22 protein-coding genes are annotated in these 17725 nt (G+C 51.5%); 7 read left to right on the forward strand and 15 right to left on the reverse strand.

The window, feature by feature from the left end:
* Positions 1–6: 6 nt before the first annotated feature.
* Entirely contained in the window at positions 7–1134 is a 1128-nt protein-coding gene (locus IP582_RS23735) for a metallophosphoesterase (protein ID WP_193794588.1), read from the reverse strand.
* Positions 1135–1284: 150 nt separating this feature from the next.
* Here IP582_RS23735 and IP582_RS25595 point away from each other — a divergent pair, with 150 nt between their 5' ends.
* Positions 1285–1380: a hypothetical protein gene (locus IP582_RS25595; protein ID WP_193794589.1), complete on the forward strand. Its 96-nt coding sequence runs from the start codon at positions 1285–1287 to the stop codon at positions 1378–1380.
* Between the two features lie 57 nt (positions 1381–1437).
* Here IP582_RS25595 and IP582_RS23745 read toward each other — a convergent pair whose 3' ends face one another.
* The 3 genes from IP582_RS23745 to IP582_RS23755 all read right to left on the reverse strand — a co-directional run bounded on the left by IP582_RS23745 (position 1438) and on the right by IP582_RS23755 (position 3903).
* On the reverse strand, positions 1438–2580 hold the full coding sequence (locus IP582_RS23745; protein WP_075203625.1) for an iron-containing alcohol dehydrogenase: 1143 nt from the start codon (positions 2578–2580) through the stop codon (positions 1438–1440).
* Positions 2581–2869: 289 nt separating this feature from the next.
* Positions 2870–3655, reverse strand: a complete 786-nt coding sequence (gene map, locus IP582_RS23750) for a type I methionyl aminopeptidase (RefSeq protein ID WP_193794590.1) — start codon at positions 3653–3655, stop codon at positions 2870–2872.
* Positions 3652–3903, reverse strand: coding sequence for a ParD-like family protein (locus IP582_RS23755; protein WP_041851297.1), 252 nt, complete (start codon positions 3901–3903; stop codon positions 3652–3654). The genes map and IP582_RS23755 overlap by 4 nt, the downstream gene beginning before the upstream one ends.
* Before the next feature lie 199 nt (positions 3904–4102).
* Here IP582_RS23755 and IP582_RS23760 point away from each other — a divergent pair, with 199 nt between their 5' ends.
* Entirely contained in the window at positions 4103–4351 is a 249-nt protein-coding gene (locus tag IP582_RS23760) for a biofilm development regulator YmgB/AriR family protein (protein WP_193794591.1), read from the forward strand.
* A gap of 121 nt (positions 4352–4472) precedes the next feature.
* Here the strand turns inward: IP582_RS23760 and IP582_RS23765 are convergent, their stop codons facing one another.
* The 7 genes from IP582_RS23765 to IP582_RS23795 form a co-directional block, all read right to left on the reverse strand.
* A complete protein-coding gene (locus tag IP582_RS23765; RefSeq protein WP_193794592.1) occupies positions 4473–4781 on the reverse strand; it encodes a hypothetical protein in 309 nt (102 codons plus the stop codon).
* Between the two features lie 54 nt (positions 4782–4835).
* Entirely contained in the window at positions 4836–5075 is a 240-nt protein-coding gene (locus IP582_RS23770; RefSeq protein WP_071194997.1) for a hypothetical protein, read from the reverse strand.
* Positions 5076–5377: 302 nt separating this feature from the next.
* Positions 5378–5629 carry a hypothetical protein gene (locus IP582_RS23775; protein ID WP_193794593.1) on the reverse strand — a complete coding sequence of 84 codons (252 nt, stop codon included), beginning with the start codon at positions 5627–5629 and terminating at the stop codon, positions 5378–5380.
* Positions 5630–5694: 65 nt separating this feature from the next.
* Positions 5695–5910, reverse strand: coding sequence for a hypothetical protein (locus tag IP582_RS23780; protein ID WP_041851293.1), 216 nt, complete (start codon positions 5908–5910; stop codon positions 5695–5697).
* A gap of 355 nt (positions 5911–6265) precedes the next feature.
* Positions 6266–6490, reverse strand: coding sequence for a hypothetical protein (locus tag IP582_RS23785; protein WP_193794594.1), 225 nt, complete (start codon positions 6488–6490; stop codon positions 6266–6268).
* 305 nt (positions 6491–6795) lie between these two features.
* Entirely contained in the window at positions 6796–7527 is a 732-nt protein-coding gene (locus tag IP582_RS23790; RefSeq protein WP_193794595.1) for a MerR family transcriptional regulator, read from the reverse strand.
* Positions 7528–7771: 244 nt separating this feature from the next.
* Entirely contained in the window at positions 7772–8992 is a 1221-nt protein-coding gene (locus IP582_RS23795) for a diguanylate phosphodiesterase (protein ID WP_193794596.1), read from the reverse strand.
* Between the two features lie 346 nt (positions 8993–9338).
* Between IP582_RS23795 and ycgZ the strand changes: the two genes are divergently transcribed.
* From ycgZ to IP582_RS23810, 3 genes are all read left to right on the forward strand, one after another.
* Positions 9339–9581: a regulatory protein YcgZ gene (gene ycgZ, locus IP582_RS23800; RefSeq protein WP_041851289.1), complete on the forward strand. Its 243-nt coding sequence runs from the start codon at positions 9339–9341 to the stop codon at positions 9579–9581.
* Positions 9582–9712: 131 nt separating this feature from the next.
* Entirely contained in the window at positions 9713–10024 is a 312-nt protein-coding gene (locus IP582_RS23805) for a hypothetical protein (RefSeq protein WP_193794597.1), read from the forward strand.
* Positions 10025–10079: 55 nt separating this feature from the next.
* Positions 10080–10346 (forward strand): biofilm development regulator YmgB/AriR family protein, encoded by a 267-nt coding sequence (locus tag IP582_RS23810; RefSeq protein WP_041851440.1) that lies wholly within the window; start codon positions 10080–10082, stop codon positions 10344–10346.
* A 49-nt stretch (positions 10347–10395) separates the two neighbouring features.
* Here IP582_RS23810 and IP582_RS23815 read toward each other — a convergent pair whose 3' ends face one another.
* A complete protein-coding gene (locus tag IP582_RS23815) occupies positions 10396–11589 on the reverse strand; it encodes an NAD(P)/FAD-dependent oxidoreductase (protein WP_103245159.1) in 1194 nt (397 codons plus the stop codon).
* Between the two features lie 230 nt (positions 11590–11819).
* Here IP582_RS23815 and pitA point away from each other — a divergent pair, with 230 nt between their 5' ends.
* Positions 11820–13316: an inorganic phosphate transporter PitA gene (pitA, locus tag IP582_RS23820; RefSeq protein WP_041851286.1), complete on the forward strand. Its 1497-nt coding sequence runs from the start codon at positions 11820–11822 to the stop codon at positions 13314–13316.
* Positions 13317–13354: 38 nt separating this feature from the next.
* On the opposite strand, the gene uspB is transcribed toward pitA, so the two are convergent.
* Positions 13355–13690 carry a universal stress protein UspB gene (uspB, locus tag IP582_RS23825; protein WP_041851285.1) on the reverse strand — a complete coding sequence of 112 codons (336 nt, stop codon included), beginning with the start codon at positions 13688–13690 and terminating at the stop codon, positions 13355–13357.
* A gap of 518 nt (positions 13691–14208) precedes the next feature.
* Here uspB and uspA point away from each other — a divergent pair.
* Positions 14209–14646 (forward strand): universal stress protein UspA, encoded by a 438-nt coding sequence (gene uspA / locus IP582_RS23830; RefSeq protein ID WP_041851284.1) that lies wholly within the window; start codon positions 14209–14211, stop codon positions 14644–14646.
* 264 nt (positions 14647–14910) lie between these two features.
* Here uspA and rsmJ read toward each other — a convergent pair whose 3' ends face one another.
* Together rsmJ and prlC are read right to left on the reverse strand one after the other, a co-directional pair.
* On the reverse strand, positions 14911–15663 hold the full coding sequence (gene rsmJ, locus IP582_RS23835; RefSeq protein WP_193794598.1) for a 16S rRNA (guanine(1516)-N(2))-methyltransferase RsmJ: 753 nt from the start codon (positions 15661–15663) through the stop codon (positions 14911–14913).
* A gap of 6 nt (positions 15664–15669) precedes the next feature.
* The gene (gene prlC, locus IP582_RS23840; protein ID WP_071195002.1) at positions 15670–17712 is read right to left on the reverse strand and encodes an oligopeptidase A; all 2043 of its coding nucleotides are present in this window, start codon (positions 17710–17712) and stop codon (positions 15670–15672) included.
* Between the last annotated feature and the right edge of the window lie 13 nt (positions 17713–17725).

Below are 17725 nucleotides of genomic sequence, written 5' to 3' on the forward strand. Positions count from 1 at the left end.
TTCATTTCAACGTGCCGTGGATGCCGCTGAGTGCAGAATCAGCTCGGTAATTTCAGAAGGTCGGCCAAGCCGTAGCGGAAAACCGTTCCACAGCCCGGCACCGTTACTGACATACAGCGTCATTGGGCCGACCGCGTAACGACCGGAGATATAGCCGTTGTTGAGGGGTTTCACCAGTTGGTCAAGCCCCAACACCATTCCACCGTGAGTGTGGCCGGAGAGCTGCAACTTCACCCCCGCTGCGGCGTTATCATCGGCGGTACCTGGCCGATGATCGAGCAGGATAACGGTGTCATCGGGGCGAGTGCCTTCCAGCGCACGTTTCAGGTCCGGCCCATCAAAACCGTAATTTTCCGCCACTTTATCCGGCACGCCGGCCAGCATAAACGAGGCGTCACCGCGCGCAATACGTACATGCTGGTTGGTCAAAAAGGGAATGCTCAGTTTCTGCCAGGCTGGCACCCAGCTTGCGTAGTCGAAATAGTATTCATGATTGCCGGTGATGGCATAGACGCCATCCGCCGCCCGCAGTTGCGTCAGCGGTTCGACATCCGGCAGGCGATCCTCTACGGAACCGTCTGACATATCGCCGGTAATCGCGATGAGATCCGGCTGCAGGGCGTTGGTTCTGGCAACAATCTGCTGCACCCACTGGCGGGGCAACAGGCGCGTGGCATGAATATCAGCCAGTTGTACCAGCCGGTAGCCGTCAAAAGCAGGCGGCAGTCCGGGAATCGTCACGTGGACGGTACGAACGTCAGGCACGCGCGTGGCCTGCCTGACGCCAACCCCTGCCAGCACCACGGACAGGACCAGCAGAGGCAGCGAGATGGGCAAGCCTGGGAGGGTTTTACGGGTCAGCAGCCCGACAAGTAAAGCGAGCATATCACGCAGCAGAAGGAAACTGGCGAACAGCACCACGGCGCCGAACAATCCGCCAGCCAGCATCACAACCGGGCGTGGCCACTCTGGTGAAAATGAACTCCCCCACAGCCAGCGGCTAAAAAAGCGGAACTCGCAAATGCCCACCAGCACAAGGAACAGGCCAAAGCGGAGAACAGGAGACAGTGGAAGCCACCAGATAAAACGAGAACCAATATAGAGTGCCGGTAACAACATCCAGATAAAAAACATCGTTATCTCCCTACCTGCGTTTGCATCACAAAGCGCGCGTAAATGAACCCTTTTAAAATTAGCACGTTGTTGTAATGCGCCGGTTGCTGTTTTCTTACGCGCTGCGGTGGTTGAGGTATTTCATAGATTGAAGCCGAACTGTACCTCAGCGTGGTTCTCGGGGTCGAGGCCGCGCCGGATAGTAAGAAAATCGAAGAAGTGACCGCCCGCGCAGTGACGGTTTTTCTGCTCGCCTATCGGGCCTGATTCAGGGCAAAAAAAAGCGTATGTCGCCATACGCTTTTGTTCCTGTCACTCTGAATATCAGGCGCCGTAATAGGCGCTGGAATAGAGTGTTTTCACATCTTGTACCGTTGGCTGATTGGGATTGGTCAGGGTGCACGGATCATCCACCGCGTTGTGACTCATCCGGTCGAGGACCTGCATAAATGCGGCCTCTTTAATTTCAACCTCGCCACATTGACCCAGGGTTTCTGGAATATTCAGACGCTTATTCAGGTCCTTAATGGCGGTAATCAGGTTGCCAATGCCCAGCGCTTTCTCCAGCTTCTGGTACTTATTGGTATAGATAGAATTATATTGAATGATATACGGCAGCATAATGGCGTTCGCCAGACCATGCGTAATACCAAACTCCCCGCCAATCTTATGCGCCATAGAATGCACTAACCCCAGAGACGCATTGGTGAACGCAATGCCCGCCAGTGCGGAGGCATTATGCATGTGCATACGCGCATTCAGGTCATTTGGCGACAAATAGGCGATTTCCAGATATTCGAACACCAGGCGAATGGCTTCGACCGCATAGGGATCGGTAAAGGAGTTGGCGGCAGTCGAGACATAGGCCTCAAGCGCGTGTGTCATCACATCCATCCCGGTATGCACGGTGACATGCGGCGGCATTTTTGCCGGAATGGTCGGGTCCAGAATGGCGATATCCGGAACCAGATCTGCCGCCACAATCGGGTATTTGATGTGATGAGCCGTATCGGTGATAACCGAGAACGCGGTGATTTCAGAGGCGCTGCCACTGGTGGACGGAATGGCGACAAAACGGGCTTTATTACGCAGTGCGGGCATTGAGCCGACGGGAATAATGTCTTCAAACGTCAGGTGCGGATGCTCGTAGAAACACCACATCACTTTTGCCGCATCCAGCGCGGAACCGCCGCCGAGCGCCACAATCCAGTCCGGTTCAAACGCCAGCATGGCTTTCGCCCCACGCCAGACCGTTTCAACAGAGGGGTTGGGTTCGACATTATCAATGACGGTGCACTCCATCCCGGCTTTCTTCAGCTCGCTGATGGCCCTGTCCAAAAAACCAAAGCGCTTCATTGAACTGCCGCCCGTAACCAGCGCGGCTTTTTTCCCTTTAAGGGTTGCCAGATGTTCTAATGCGTTTTCGCCATAAATAATACTGCGCGGAATAGAGAATGAAAGTGTCATAGAAGACTCCATAAATTTAAGATAAAAGATTGGGTTTTATTTTGCGCGCAGGCAGAAAAAGGAACGGGAAATAAGATGTGCGCAGAGTAAAAGCAAATCTTTGGCAGGACACCGGACGATTGTGGCAGCAATGCCCGAAGGAATTTGTGATGAAAGCGGAGGAATTAGACCGTACTGTTCTGGGCGTCTTTTTTCGCGTGCGCAAGAAGAGGATGGGCGTTAGGCAAAGTGCGCTAAAGCGCGGGCAGGCGGTTCAGCGATGGTCTGCCCCGCCTGAAAAAAGTGGCAATTAAAGCCCCGGATACTCGGGTGAAGGATCCGGCCAGGGTGTTAACAAATCAAAACCACTGTCGGTAACCGCCACCATATGTTCCCACTGCGCCGAAAGAGAACGGTCTTTGGTGACCACCGTCCAGCCATCGGACAGCACGCTTGTCGCGGCTTTACCGGCGTTGATCATCGGCTCAATGGTAAAAATCATCCCTTTTTTCAGTACCAGCCCTGTTCCCGACCGACCATAGTGCAGGATCTGCGGTTCTGCGTGATATTCCTTCCCCACGCCGTGACCACAATACTCTTTCACTACTGAAAAGCCGGCAGACTCCGCCACCTGCTGAATAGCCGCGCCGATATCGCCCAGTGTCGCGCCGGGGCGCACGGCTTTAATCCCGGCAACCATCGATTCATAGGTGATATGGGTCAGTCTCCTGGCACGCACGGAGGGCTCACCCACAAAATACATGCGGCTGGTATCGCCGTACCAACCATCCTTGATGATCGCCACGTCAATATTGATGATGTCACCCTCTTTGAGACGTTTCTCCGACGGAATGCCGTGACACACCACATGGTTGACCGACGTGCAGACGGTGCGGGTATAGCCGTTGTAACCAATGTTCGCCGGGATCACCTTTAATTCGTGGCGAATGAAATCATGGCACAGTTTGTCGATCTCATCGGTTGTCACGCCCGCGCGAACGTGGGGTTTGATCATCTCCAGCACTTTTGCCGCAGCGTGTCCCGCCGCGCGGGCCATTTCAATCTCTTCCTGAGAGTGCAGTTTGATGTTCGTCATCTGGCTTCATGCTCCATTTGCAATGACAGCGGCTCATCGTCAACCAGCTTGTTGATATCCACGCTGCCCTTAAGCTCCGCCCGAACCAGCAGGCGGGTGAGTTCCTGATGCGTCAAATGCGGATACAGCTCTGAAAGCATGCCGATTTTCAGCCAGTGCTCTGCCTGTGCATTGATTGAACGGCTCAGTGCGTTACTGGCAAGACGCAGGTTTTCGTGCATCAGGTCCGAGATTTTAACGATACCCATGGTCCATGCTTCACCTTATACGAATCATATATGAAACATATAATACATACTCTAAACCTGAAGGGGAATTTATTAATTCGCCTGCTAAAGACGGAAAAACCCGCTTTTCGCTATGCAATTTGCCAAAAGCAGCCTAGATTTTGTGAACAAGGGGATTTTTCCGATTTACCGCTACTGTCGCAAAAGGAAGAGAGCACACATGACCCTTCACCCGGCAACACAGTTTCTGAATTCGTCACAAACCATTCGGCTACCGGTTTTCAGCGCCGAGCTTGCTTTTATTAAAAACGTTGAAGAAAAGCTGGCTTCGTTAAATTTACCGGTCAGTAACAAAGCGGTGATTCTGGCGATTATTCGCCATCTTGAAGAGGAGAGTGACCCGGAAAAAACAAGGATGTACCGTAGTGCTCTGGAAATGGTCGTCAGTAGAACGCCGGACGATCTTTGAAAAGCGTGACGACAAAACCCTCACTTCGAAAAGTGAAAAACAACAGCTTATCTGCTCAGGTATTTTTATCTGCGATCGTCACGGTTCAGCGGAAGCTGAAAAAGCCATAATAATTCGATAGTTAATGTTTTTTATCACCAATACCTGGCGAAACACTATTCATTTTTAGCAGTTTGCTATTTTTTACGGTTTGCTGGTTCCAGCCAGTTCCCTTGTCTCCCGTATGGTCGACAAGTTTGATACTTTCCTGAACCTCTTTAATAGCAGCCAGAATGGCTTCCCGCCGTGATTCCCGCGGTTCCTGTTCGAGATTACGGGCAAGTTGAGCAATGAGTGCCTCGTGGGAAATAGGGGCATCCGCTTCAAGCAGCTCGAGAATGGCATCACCCATAACCAGTTCCACCAGACTCTCTTTGACATTTTTAATCATGCTGACTCCAGAATGCATTTCATGCGAATTCGCGATGACGGCAGCCGCAGATAATTAATCAGCCTCGCGGCTCAGTAATACTCGCAAGATATCAGCATAATGCGCTTCAAGTTCGGGGCGAGTATTTTTTTCAATACATCCAGCAACGGCAATGCAGAGACTATGGCGAGTAATATACCGCCCTTCACGTAACATTTGGATAACAATAGCGCCTAATGTCTGTTCCAGACTAAGCTTCCCATTACCCGAGTCGCCCGCCGTCTCCTGCGGGCCGTCACTGTGTGAGTTATTCATATTTCACCTTACTTATGCATTCAGGAAAATACCTTACGGACAGTAACCATTAACAATGCTAAACAATAAGCATGGCGGGCATTGTGGCATTAGCCGCACATAATTGAAAGGATATCCGATCCTGTTAGCAAAGATAACTGCCCCGGAACAGTGACATTAAAAGCATGATACGTTAAAAAACAGTGTGTCTCACAATGTCAGGTGTTTAAGATTTTACTTATCTAATTAATATCAAAGCCAAATAACTTACTGAAACAACAACAATAAAAAAGCCGAAGGTGGTTATTCACCTTCGGGGTGGTTTAATGAATCGGATAGCTGCTGTGGTAAATTCCGCTGTGAGATTGCGATGAAAAATGCTGGTGCGTTCGCACCTCATCAATCGCCCTTGAATAGCTCATTCGCAGGTTCCGGTCAGTTACATTAACCCGGTTATCATCCAGAGTGTGAATTAGTGTGTCATGCGTTATTTCCGCGCCACACTCAAGTAATTGAACCAACGCCTCACTAATAAGAATTTCTGTGGCTTTGTCGGTCGTTTTTACTGTCATCATCGCCTCCTCATGATTTGAATGTCAGGCTGCGGATATCGTCAATTCGCGCAGCCTGATACATTTATTTACTGCATTTTACGCAAAACCATTTTTCTGGCTTCCTGATAAATAGCCTTACGCTCTGCAATATTTGTTTTCTCCTCTTCCATCAGAAGAGTCAGGCTTAACCCGCGCGTGGTCACGGGTAAATTGTTTTTAATTAAATATGCTGCTGCGAAGCCTATCGCTTCACGAATCAGTTCATCCCGGGTCAAATTTACGTTACCGGATGGTTTAGTCATATAAACGAAAAATTCTCCTGTTTCTTTTAGAAAGAAAAATTTACATATGTCAGATACAAGCAATCAGGCCTGAATAATTAATGACGTTGGATGCGTAAATATTTCGGCACCCGTATTTCATAAAGAATCGGGGTATCCGAAAAATCATTATGAGCCCGATAAATAAAGGCAAAGCGTCCCCTTCCCTGTGCCAGTTAGCAAGGCATTAGCAAGGCAGAGTGTCAGGATATAAATGAAATCCAAACGCGATTCGCAACCCGATTAACGTGCCTGAACAAGACCCGTAAAAGAGTGCTTAGCCTTTCCCAGGGCTGTTTTAAAACCGTTTTTTACGGCACGGGTACGTTACTGAAAACTAATTTTCAGTAAGTGAGCTATGGTCATGGCGGGCATTCTTGAGCAGCGAGTGCCCCAACCAGATTTGGGATAATTGGTATTCATTCGTCACCTCCTCAGCGTGTTGCGTTAACATCAGCATTAGTGACTCACGTGATATTTCCTTGTTACTGGCGATATGGCACAGTACTGCTTCACCGATCGCGATATAACCTAACTCATGTTTATCAATGGTTTTTACCAAACCCACCTCCTTTATTTTTAGCCATAAATAATGTCTTGCATTTTTATTATAGCCAGGCGGTTATTCGCCAAATAATATTCAGGGGATTCTTAACAGGGTAATAGAATGGATAAAACGGGAGAACGAGCCGTAGCAAAAGGAAATGTATGCATGTTGCGGGATATAAAGCGAGGAACGGAACAGAGTGAAAGGATTATCACGCAGCGGTGGCTGAACAATGCGAGAAGAATAAATGGAGGGCGGGCGGAAGTGGGCGACTCACCTCCAGTACGGGAGACCGAACAGGTGCGCGTTACATTTCCGCACTATGCCCCATGCAACGCGATGGCGAATCCCTGCTCCCGCCAGTGGGTAAACTGTTCTTGCTGATGACGCGATAACGCTTTACCGGTCCAGACAAAAATGTGCAGGCCAGGAAAAAGCTCCGGACGAAGGGTTTCCAACGGCTCCGCGAGGACGTCAATATTCCAGTCATGCTGAGACAACCGCCAGGCTTCCAGCCACATCCGGGTGCGATCATCGCTGCCCCAACCAATAAACAGCGCGTCTTTTCCTATCTTCTTACGAGAACGGGTAAGGCATAAGACGGCGTAATCAATTAAGACGCCATCTAATAAACTACACATGGCGCGAGCCGTACTCTGATCGAGCGAAAGCCGTTGGCGTACAGGGACAAAGACATGATCGATAAGAACATCGGCGGTATGCTCCCGTCCCATTGCCATAATCAAGGCACGTAATTTTGCAGGGCGAACCTGCCTTAATACAGACATGACCTCTTCCTGAAGCGACTCCCAGCCATCATGGGAATCCACTTTTTTATCTTCAAGAAGCGCTTTGACTTTGCCGACCGGAACGCCGCTTTCAATCCAACGTTTAATTTCCTCAATCCGTTGAATATCTTCTTCGTCGAATTGTCGATGGCCCCCTTCACTACGTTGAGGTTTCAACAATCCATAGCGACGCTGCCACGCACGCAGCGTGACAGGATTTATTCCACATCGTTCAGCGACATCGCCAATACTGTAAAAGGTCATCGCTTCCCTCAATTCAAACCCTATACGTTACACTTCACATTCACTCTTCTGTACAGATTGTACAATTTTCATAACTTGTACAAGACAGAACGTGCTCATGAGCAAGCATAACCGGAAATAGGCCATGTGCAAAAATGGATTTTGTTTCACCGAAGCCAGCGCACAGAGAGAAAAGGCTGGCTTCCCCATACCACCGGAAACACGTTGCGGCAAGGGAAAGCCAGTTGCTCACAGCAGATGGAATTTAAAGGCCACCTCTTTTTTCCGGCCACGCAATGGCAGGAATAGCCCCGGATGCAGGAGGGGCAAAAAGATAACCCTGGAATTGAGAGATACCCGCAGACTCCAGCCACATCCACTCTTCTGCCTTCTCTACCCCCACGGCCGAAACCATGATTTCCAGAGAAACGCAGCATTTGATGATGGCCTGAATAATGGCCTGCCGGGGGCCGCTTTTATGGACATCTTTGATCAGGTCGCGGTTAATTTTGATCCGCTCAGGCTGGAATTGCGCCAGCAACAGCAGGCCTGCGAATCCGGCGCCAAAGTGATCGATGGCCACCCGAAACCCGGCTGCTTTCAATAACCTAACGGCATTCGTAAACTCATCCAGGCGGGAAATAATTTCATTTTCGGTGAACTCCACAATGACCTGTTCAGGTACGAGACCGTTGGTTTTAATGGCATCTAAAAGAAAACTAACCGCTCCGGGAACATTCACCAGCGTCATTGGCAGCAGGTTCACGGAGAGTGTCTGGGTCCCCAGATTCAGTGCGGCCGCCATCGCAAACGCCACCTGTTTACTTTTGAGATCGGCCTCATAGATTTCATCACGGCTAAGCCCTTCAAACCAGGCTTGCGCCGAGTGGCCCTCAGGCGTGCGGATCAGTGCCTCAAGTGAAACCACTTGCCGGGCGAAGGGATCGATAATGGGCTGGAAGGCAAAATGACAGCCGGCCTCGCGGTCAGGGGGCAAGAATTGAGAGAATGAATCCTTTTCATCCGTCACAAATTCCCAGGCATCACCCGGTGGAATCTCAAAATAGTTCTCTTTTTCCAGGTCTTCTACAAACGTGCGAAAGAACTGAAGTGCGCGATCTTCATAGGTCAGTTGGTATCTGGAGGTGCCTTTATCAAGCACATGCTGCAGAACTTCCTCTCTGTCATATTCACGTAAATCAAAGAGTTCCATTCCTGACTTACCAAATCGCCGCAAGGGCGCGTAGTCGCGCAACAACTCAACCAGGTTGTAGTGCCGCTTATCGTTACAAATATGCTGATAAATAGCAGAAACACTTTCCTCAGGGCCTTCAAGCAACTGGAAAAAGTGGGTGCCGTTGAAAAGCAAAATGCCGGTGATATCTGCCTCACCATTTTTGAGATTCGCCGCAGCAACCATCTCCTCCAGCACGCTAAAGGAGACGTTCTCGCAGATATGGCTGCGGTAAATAAGAGTTGTGAGCATGAGCTATCCAAGAGAAAGCGTTGTAATTACCACAATGACAGAGGCTTACGCAGGGAACCTTGTAAACAACCATGACCAACAGCGGGTATACAACAGGTGAATGTGGAGACGACAGTCCCAACATCCATGTGGTTTTTTATGTCATCGCAGATAAACGCGTCCCAAAAGTGTAGCCTGGAATAGTGAAATGTGCTGATTTTATGCTTCCTATCTTCTTGAAAATAAAGATATAGCATTTATTGTTTAAAATCATTGTCAAATTTGTACAATTTTTATGTACAGCTTTTCTATAGTTGTATAGCTTAACGCTTTCAATTATTCACAACGAGTTATACAGGAGTGATGTATGCATCAGAACGGCTACCTTCCGGACACAGCGAATGCCATCGCTCGCTATTTCAGCGCTGCGGATCTTCCGTCACAACAAGAGACGTTAGGGCAGATTGTGGTGGACATCCTGCGGGACGGTCGGCATCTGAACCGTAAATCACTTTGTACAAAGTTACTGAGCCGTCTTGAACAGGCGTCAACGCCAGAAGAGGAACGCCATTATCAGGGGCTTATCAGCCTGCTTTTTGGTAATGATTAAGCCAAATGCAGTAAAAGTGTCCTGATAAATCAAGTCACTTCTGAGGGTTAAGGTGTCAGCCTGATTCCTGTCGAGAGATGACTTCATGCCGCGTTTTATTTATGAACAGAGCGGCAAGCAGAGATGCAGTTATGAATAGTAGTGATAATGAACAACTGACAGATGAATTGATTGGAGAGGCGCTACTTTTTCTTCTTAAAGAAAATGGCCCGATAAACACCCTGGCCCTCATTGCCCGGCTGCAAGAGATGGAGAGCCGCGAGCAGGATAGCCAGAGACGGGCGGTGCTTGTGCGTCTGATCGAGGAAATTAGCAGTAATAAATTTGCCTCATCCCGTGTTCAGAATGGGAATGAGCAATACGAGAACATCAGAGACGCCGGAGATAATGTCTATCCATTATTCGGCAATCGCCAACGGCAGGGCCGCAGTAAAAAGCAGTGATAGCTGATGGCCCCATTACGGAAAACTATACTAAGGCGTGAAAATGAACCAGGTGATGATTGAAAAGTCAGAGCTTTATAAGAATTTGCCCAACAAGACATTGTCTGATTATTTTCGTAACGCTGGCGATTTATTGGCCGAAGAGGCGATTATTCTCGGGGGCGTGATCCGCAGCATTCTGGCTTACGATGGTCAAGTGACCAACAAAGCCATCATCCTGCGGCTGATTAACCTGATGGAAAATACAGAAGATGTCGTCAGAAAGGACATTCTTCGCAAAACCCTGGAGATCGTGGTCGATCATACGATGGACGATATCTGATCTTCGCAGGATCGGAAGGCACAACGGATCATGACCATCCAAAGACCACTTATTCTTCAACCAGCGCCTGCGCACACGCCCAGGCGCTGGCCCATGCCCACTGAAAGTTATAGCCGCCCAGCCAGCCGGTAACATCCATCACTTCACCAATAAAATAGAGCCCCGGTACCTTGCGGGCTTCCATCGTGCGTGAAGAGAGTTCGTTGGTATCGACACCGCCGAGCGTCACTTCCGCCGTGCGATAGCCTTCGGTGCCGTTAGGCTGCACGCGCCAGTTCGTCAGGGTGTCGATCAACGTTTCCTGGTCGCGGCTATTGAGCTGCTTAAGCGTGACATCCGGGATCTGCCCCAGTTGTTGCAGACACTCCACCAGCCGTTTCGGCAGTTGCATCGCTAGCGTGTTTTTCAGGCTTTGATTCGGGTGCGCCTGGCGCTGCTCGTTAAGCAGACTGTCGAGATCGCACTCCGGCAGCAGGTTGATAGTGACGAACTCCCCCGCCTGCCAGTAGCTGGAGATTTGCAGCACCGCTGGCCCGGAAAGGCCGCGATGGGTGAAAAGCAGGTTCTCTTTAAATACCGTGCCGTCTTCTGCGGTAATGACAGACGGCACCGAGACGCCGGAAAGCACCTGAAATTGTTCCAGCAAGGGTTTATGCAATGTAAACGGCACCAGTCCGGCGCGCGTCGGCAGCACGTTCAGGCCAAACTGTTCAGCGAGCTTATAGCCAAACGGCGATGCGCCCAGACCTGGCATAGAAAGCCCGCCGGAAGCGACCACCAGTTTTTTCGCCGCCACCGTGTCACCATTTAATTGCAACGTGTAGCCATCGTCATCACGGGAAACACTCAGGACTTCACTACGCAAACGCAGCGTCACCTTGCCTTTTTCACACTCCGCCACCAGCATGTCGACAATCTGTTCAGCAGAGTCATCACAAAAGAGCTGGCCCAGCGTCTTTTCATGCCAGGCGATCCCGTACTTGCCCACCAGGTCAATAAAGTCCCATTGGGTATAACGGGCAAGGGCAGATTTGCAGAAATGGGGGTTCTGGCTGAGATAAGCCGCAGGCTCGACATAAAGGTTAGTAAAGTTGCAGCGACCGCCGCCGGACATCAGGATCTTGCGGCCAGGCTTCTTGCCATTATCCAGTAATAGCACGCGTAACCCCGCCTGCCCCGCCTGAGCTGCACAAAACATTCCCGCCGCACCGGCACCGATAACGATGGCATCAAACCGTTCCACACTAAAATCCTCTTCATTATGTCGCGGCGGATTGTAAATAGTTCAGGGTGGTCACACCAGCACGAATACGCAGACCAATATCCATTACATTGAAAAATATAAGAATATGCTTAAAGCAAAGGAGGCTAACCAGAAAGAATGTCAAAAAAAGTCCATTTTTCACTTTGCCGATGCTGCCAAACTCCCTGATAATGCGCCGCGTTCATGTCCTCAAAATGGCGTAACGTCCTATGCTACATTTATTTGCCGGTCTGGATCTCCATACCGGGCTGTTACTTTTGCTTGCTCTGGGTTTTGTTCTGTTCTACGAAGCGATCAATGGCTTCCACGACACGGCGAACGCAGTGGCAACGGTTATCTATACCCGCGCTATGCGCTCACAGTTGGCTGTTGTTATGGCAGCGGTATTTAACTTCTTCGGCGTACTGCTGGGTGGGTTAAGCGTGGCCTATGCGATTGTGCATATGCTGCCGACCGATTTGCTGCTTAACGTCAGTTCAGCACATGGCCTTGCGATGGTCTTCTCTATGTTGCTGGCCGCGATCATCTGGAACCTCGGTACCTGGTATCTCGGCTTACCTGCCTCCAGCTCCCACACCCTGATTGGCGCGATCATCGGTATTGGTTTAACCAATGCCCTGATGTCCGGCACCTCGGTAGTGGATGCGCTTAACATTCCAAAAGTGCTGAACATTTTTGCCTCCCTGATTGTCTCGCCAATTGTTGGCCTGATTTTCGCGGGCGGGCTGGTGTTCCTGCTGCGTCGGTTCTGGAGCGGCAGTAAAAAGCGCGCGCGTATTCACCTGACGCCCGCGGAGCGTGAAAAGCAAGACGGCAAAAGAAAGCCGCCTTTCTGGACGCGTATCGCGCTGATTCTTTCGGCTATTGGCGTGAGCTTCTCTCACGGCGCGAACGATGGTCAGAAAGGTATCGGTCTCATCATGCTGGTACTGATTGGCGTCGCACCTGCGGGCTTCGTGGTTAACATGAATGCCTCAGGTTATGACATCACCCGTACCCGTGACGCGGTGAACAACGTGGAAGTGTACTTCCAGCAGCATCCGGAACTTCTGCAGAAGGCAACGGGCGTAGCGCAACAACCGCTGACGCCTGCGGAAACAGCGGCAACCCCGGCACAGTTCCACTGTCATCCGAGCCGCGCCATTATCGCGCTGGATCGTGCTAAAGAGATGCTGACCGGGATTGAAAGCTACGACAAACTCGGCGTGGAGCAGCGCAGTCAGTTGCGTCGCATCATGCTTTGTCTGTCGGATATCACCGACCAGGTCGCGAAGCAGCCTGACGTCAATGCCGACGACCAGCGTCTGCTTAAGAAACTGAAAAGCGACATGCTGAGCACCATCGAATACGCGCCAATCTGGATTATCATGGCCGTCGCGCTGGCGTTAGGTGTGGGTACGATGATTGGCTGGCGTCGTGTGGCGACCACCATCGGCGAAAAAATCGGTAAGAAAGGCATGACTTACGCGCAGGGCATGTCCGCACAGATGACTGCCGCAGTCTCCATCGGTCTGGCAAGCTATACCGGTATGCCCGTCTCCACCACGCACGTACTCTCGTCCTCAGTAGCAGGGACGATGATCGTCGATGGCGGCGGTCTGCAACGCAAAACCGTCACCAGCATTTTGATGGCCTGGGTCTTTACCCTACCGGCGTCAATCATCCTTTCGGGCGTGCTTTACTGGTTAGCCCTCAAGCTGATTTAACAACGAAACGGGTCAGGAAACTGGCCCGTTTTTTTTGCTCAGTGCCAAATCATCAGAGCAATCAGGCTCACCAGAATCAGCCCACAGAGCGCGCTGGTTAAGATGAACTGCCCGCGTACTCGCTCACAGCGGCGAATAAACTCTTCATCATGATGGTCGCGATAGCGCTGGCCATAAATGTACCAGACTAAACGCATCTGCTTGCTGGGTTGTCCATGGGAGGTAAAAAAGCCTCCGCCATCAACGTACTGGTAAAGCAAGGGGTCACAACCACGAAGTACCACTAACAATGCGCGCAATGACGAAAAATAACGCGCCATGTTAACCACACAAACGATGCACAAAGCCCAAAACAGCGCGACGGTGCTGATCATATCTCCTCCCCCGGCGAACCGCCCACGGAAACGTGATCCGGGCTGACCGCTCCCAGATAATCAACCAAGTCATTCAGTGAAGAGTATTACCAATAGCCGATCGAGATCACAAACTGAAATCCAAACGGCTCATTAAATAGTGTAGGAGATTTGTTTATTTTTTTGCCACAACGTTAATCAATCTTGTGCATCTGGTTGTAAATATTGGTTAAGTGAATCGTGATCCAGGCAGATTGACGATAACTTCACAGAGTTATAAGGTAGAAATATTCCCACACTCTACGTAATTCGGGTTGCAGGAAGGCGGCAAGAGAATGAATCCCCTGAGCATAGAAGACCGTGCGATGGGATAAACGAACGTAGCCAACGCATCTGCGGCGTAAAGTACGAAGAGTATAAAATGAAATGCTTAAGGCCGGGCGCTACCCGTGCAGGTGGTACGCAGGACGCGGGAAACAGTGCTGTGTCAGGGGTGAGTAACCCTATGGTCATCGACAACTTATGGAAGGAGTAACACTATGGCTTACAAACACATTCTCATCGCAGTCGATCTTTCTCCTGAAAGCAAATTGCTGGTCGAAAAAGCAGTATCCATGGCGCGGCCTTATAACGCGAAGGTGTCACTGATTCATGTCGATGTAAATTATTCTGATCTCTACACTGGTCTTATCGACGTTAACCTCGGCGATATGCAAAAACGTATCTCTGATGAGACACACCATGCGCTGACCGAACTGTCTACCAATGCGGGCTATCCGATCACGGAGACCTTAAGCGGTAGCGGTGATTTGGGGCAGGTACTGGTAGATGCCATTAAGAAATACGATATGGATCTGGTGGTTTGCGGGCATCATCAGGACTTCTGGAGCAAACTGATGTCCTCCGCACGTCAGCTCATCAATACTGTCCATGTGGACATGCTGATTGTTCCGCTGAAAGATGAAGACGAAGAATAACCGTCCCTCTTTTCTTGCCTGCTAACGCCCGCTGCTGCGGGCGTTTTACTTTCTGGCGCTGATTTCCCCGCCAAAGGCCGATAAAACCGCCTTGTGCAGTTACATATATTCCCGGTACCCGCAGCAGCACCAGGGAGGGTTCCCGGACGGCGGCTGTCGCCTTGTCCGGGCTACAAAACCCCAGACCGCTAAGCACTAAACTGTTCCCTCTCCCTGTGAGAAAGGGCCTGGGTGAGGGCAGCAAACCGCACTGCCCTCACCAATTCACACCGGCGTCCCGGAATAAATATCAAACCGATGCCCCTTGGTGACCACCGCATTGGTAGTCGCCACATCGGCGAGCGGTGGCGCATAATCCGGGCGCTTCACCACCACACGTTTCGTCGCCAGCAGACGCGCAGGCCCCAGCAGGCCATCCGCGTCCAGATCCGGCCCCACCAACGACTGGAACACCCGCATCTCTTTCTTCACCAGCGCGCTTTTTTGCTTATGCGGAAACATCGGATCGAGATAAACCACCTGCGGACGCGGAGTAATATCCGCCAGCCCGGTCAGGCTGGAGGCATGAATCAACTGCAACCGCTCCTGTAACCAGGCGCCAATTTCCGGGTCCGCGTAGCCACGCGCCAGGCCATCATCCAGCAGTGCGGCAACCACCGGGTTGCGCTCTAACATCCGCACCCGGCAGCCGACTGACGCCAGCACAAAGGCATCACGCCCCAGTCCCGCCGTCGCGTCCACCACATCCGGGAGATAATCGCCCTTGATGCCAACGGCCTTCGCCACAGCCTCGCCGCGCCCACCGCCAAATTTACGCCGATGGGCCATCGCCCCGCCCACGAAATCGACAAAAATACCGCCGAGCTTCGGCTCATCGCGCTTGCGCAGTTCCAGATGCGACGGTGTAAGCACCAGCGCCATCAGGTTACTTTCGTCATGTTCCAGGCCCCAGCGGGACGCAAGAACAGATAAGGCGCCGTCTCCGGCGCCTGTTTCATCCATTAAGCAGATTTTCACTGACGATTAGCCTTCGATACCGTAATGCTCCAGCATCGCATCCAGTTGCGGCTCACGGCCACGGAAACGCTTGAACAGCTCCATCGGCTCTTCGGAACCACCACGGGTCAGAATATTGTCGAGGAACGACTGCCCGGTTTCGCGGTTGAAAATCCCCTCTTCTTCAAAGCGTGAGTAGGCATCTGCCGCCAGCACATCCGCCCACAGGTAGCTGTAATACCCTGCGGCGTAGCCCCCTGCAAAGATATGGCTGAACGCGTGCGGGAAGCGGCCCCATGTCGGGCTTGGCACCACGGCAACCTGTTTTTTAATTTCAAACAGCGTGTCGAGGATTTTGGCCCCCTGCTCCGGGCTAAACTCGGCGTGCAGGCGGAAATCGAACAGGCCGAACTCTAGCTGGCGCAGGATAAACAGCGCCGCCTGGTAGTTTTTCGCGGCCAGCATTTTATCCAGCAGATCCTGTGGCAGCGGCTCGCCCGTTTCATAATGACCCGAGATAAATGCCAGCGCTTCCGGCTCCCAGCACCAGTTTTCCATAAACTGGCTCGGCAGTTCGACCGCATCCCATGGCACACCGCTAATACCAGCAACCCCCGGCGTTTCGATACGGGTCAGCATATGATGCAGACCGTGACCAAATTCGTGGAACAAGGTGATCACTTCATCATGGGTGAACAGCGCCGGTTTGCCGCTGACCGGACGGTTGAAGTTACAGGTAAGGTAGGCCACCGGTTTTTGCAGCGAACCGTCCGCCAGGCGCATCTGCCCAACGCAGTCATCCATCCACGCGCCGCCGCGTTTGTGCTCACGTGCGTAGAGGTCAAGATAGAAACTACCGCGCAGTTCATTGCTTTCGTCATACAGCTCAAAGAAACGCACATCCGGATGCCAGACATCGACATCATGACGCTCTTTCGCGGTAATACCATAAATCCTTTTCACCACTTCAAACAGGCCGCTTACCGCTTTGTTTTCCGGGAAGTACGGGCGCAACTGTTCGTCGCTAATGCTGTACAGATGCTGCTTCTGTTTTTCGCTGTAGTAAGCGATATCCCACGGTTGCAGCTCATCCACACCAAACTCTTTTTTGGCGAACGCACGCAGTTGCGCCAGCTCTCTTTCACCCTGCGGACGGGCGCGTTTGGCGAGATCGGTCAGGAAGTCGAGTACCTGCGCCGGGTTTTCCGCCATTTTGGTCGCCAGCGATTTATAGGCATAGCTTTCAAAACCGAGCAGTTGGGCCAACTCGTGCCGCAGGGCGAGAATTTCCGCCATCACCGGGCTGTTATCCCATTTACCTGCATTCGGCCCCTGGTCAGAGGCGCGGGTGCTATAAGCGCGGTACATCTCTTCACGCAGCGGTTGGTTGTCGCAATAGGTCATCACCGGCAGATAGCTCGGAATATCCAGCGTCAGCAGGTAACCCTCTTGCTCTTTTGCTTCGGCCTGGGCTTTTGCGGCGGCCAGCGCGCTTTCCGGCATACCCGCCAGCTCGGCTTCATCGGTCACCAGCTTTGTCCAGCCCATGGTCGCATCGAGCACATTGTTGCTGTACTGATTGCCCAGTTCGGACAGGCGCGCGGCGATTTCGCCGTAGCGTTTTTGTTTCTCTTTTTCGAGGCCAATACCGGACAGTTCGAAATCACGCAGGGCGTTATCGACAGATTTCTTCTGCGCAATGCTCAGGGTGGCGTAGTGATCGCCATTGCGTAAGTCGCGGTAAGCGTTGTACAGCCCTTCATGTTGCCCAACCCAGGTGCTGTATTCCGACAGTAACGGCAGCGTCTGCTCATAGGCTTCACGCAATTCCGGGCTGTTTTTCACAGAATTCAAATGGCTCACCGGAGAGAACAGACGCCCCAGCACATCGTCCACTTCCGCCAGCGGCTGGCACAGATTTTCCCAGGTGTACGGCGCACCATGGGCTACCACGCTTTCCACCGCGGTACGGCAATCATCCAGCGCTTTCGTCACGGCAGGCACGACGTGTTCAGGCAGGATTTTTGAAAACGGCGGTAATTCGAAACGCGTGAGTAATGGATTGGTCATAAGCGCAGTCCTG

It is taken from the genome of Citrobacter sp. BDA59-3 (assembly GCF_015167655.1).
GTDB lineage: Bacteria > Pseudomonadota > Gammaproteobacteria > Enterobacterales > Enterobacteriaceae > Phytobacter > Phytobacter diazotrophicus.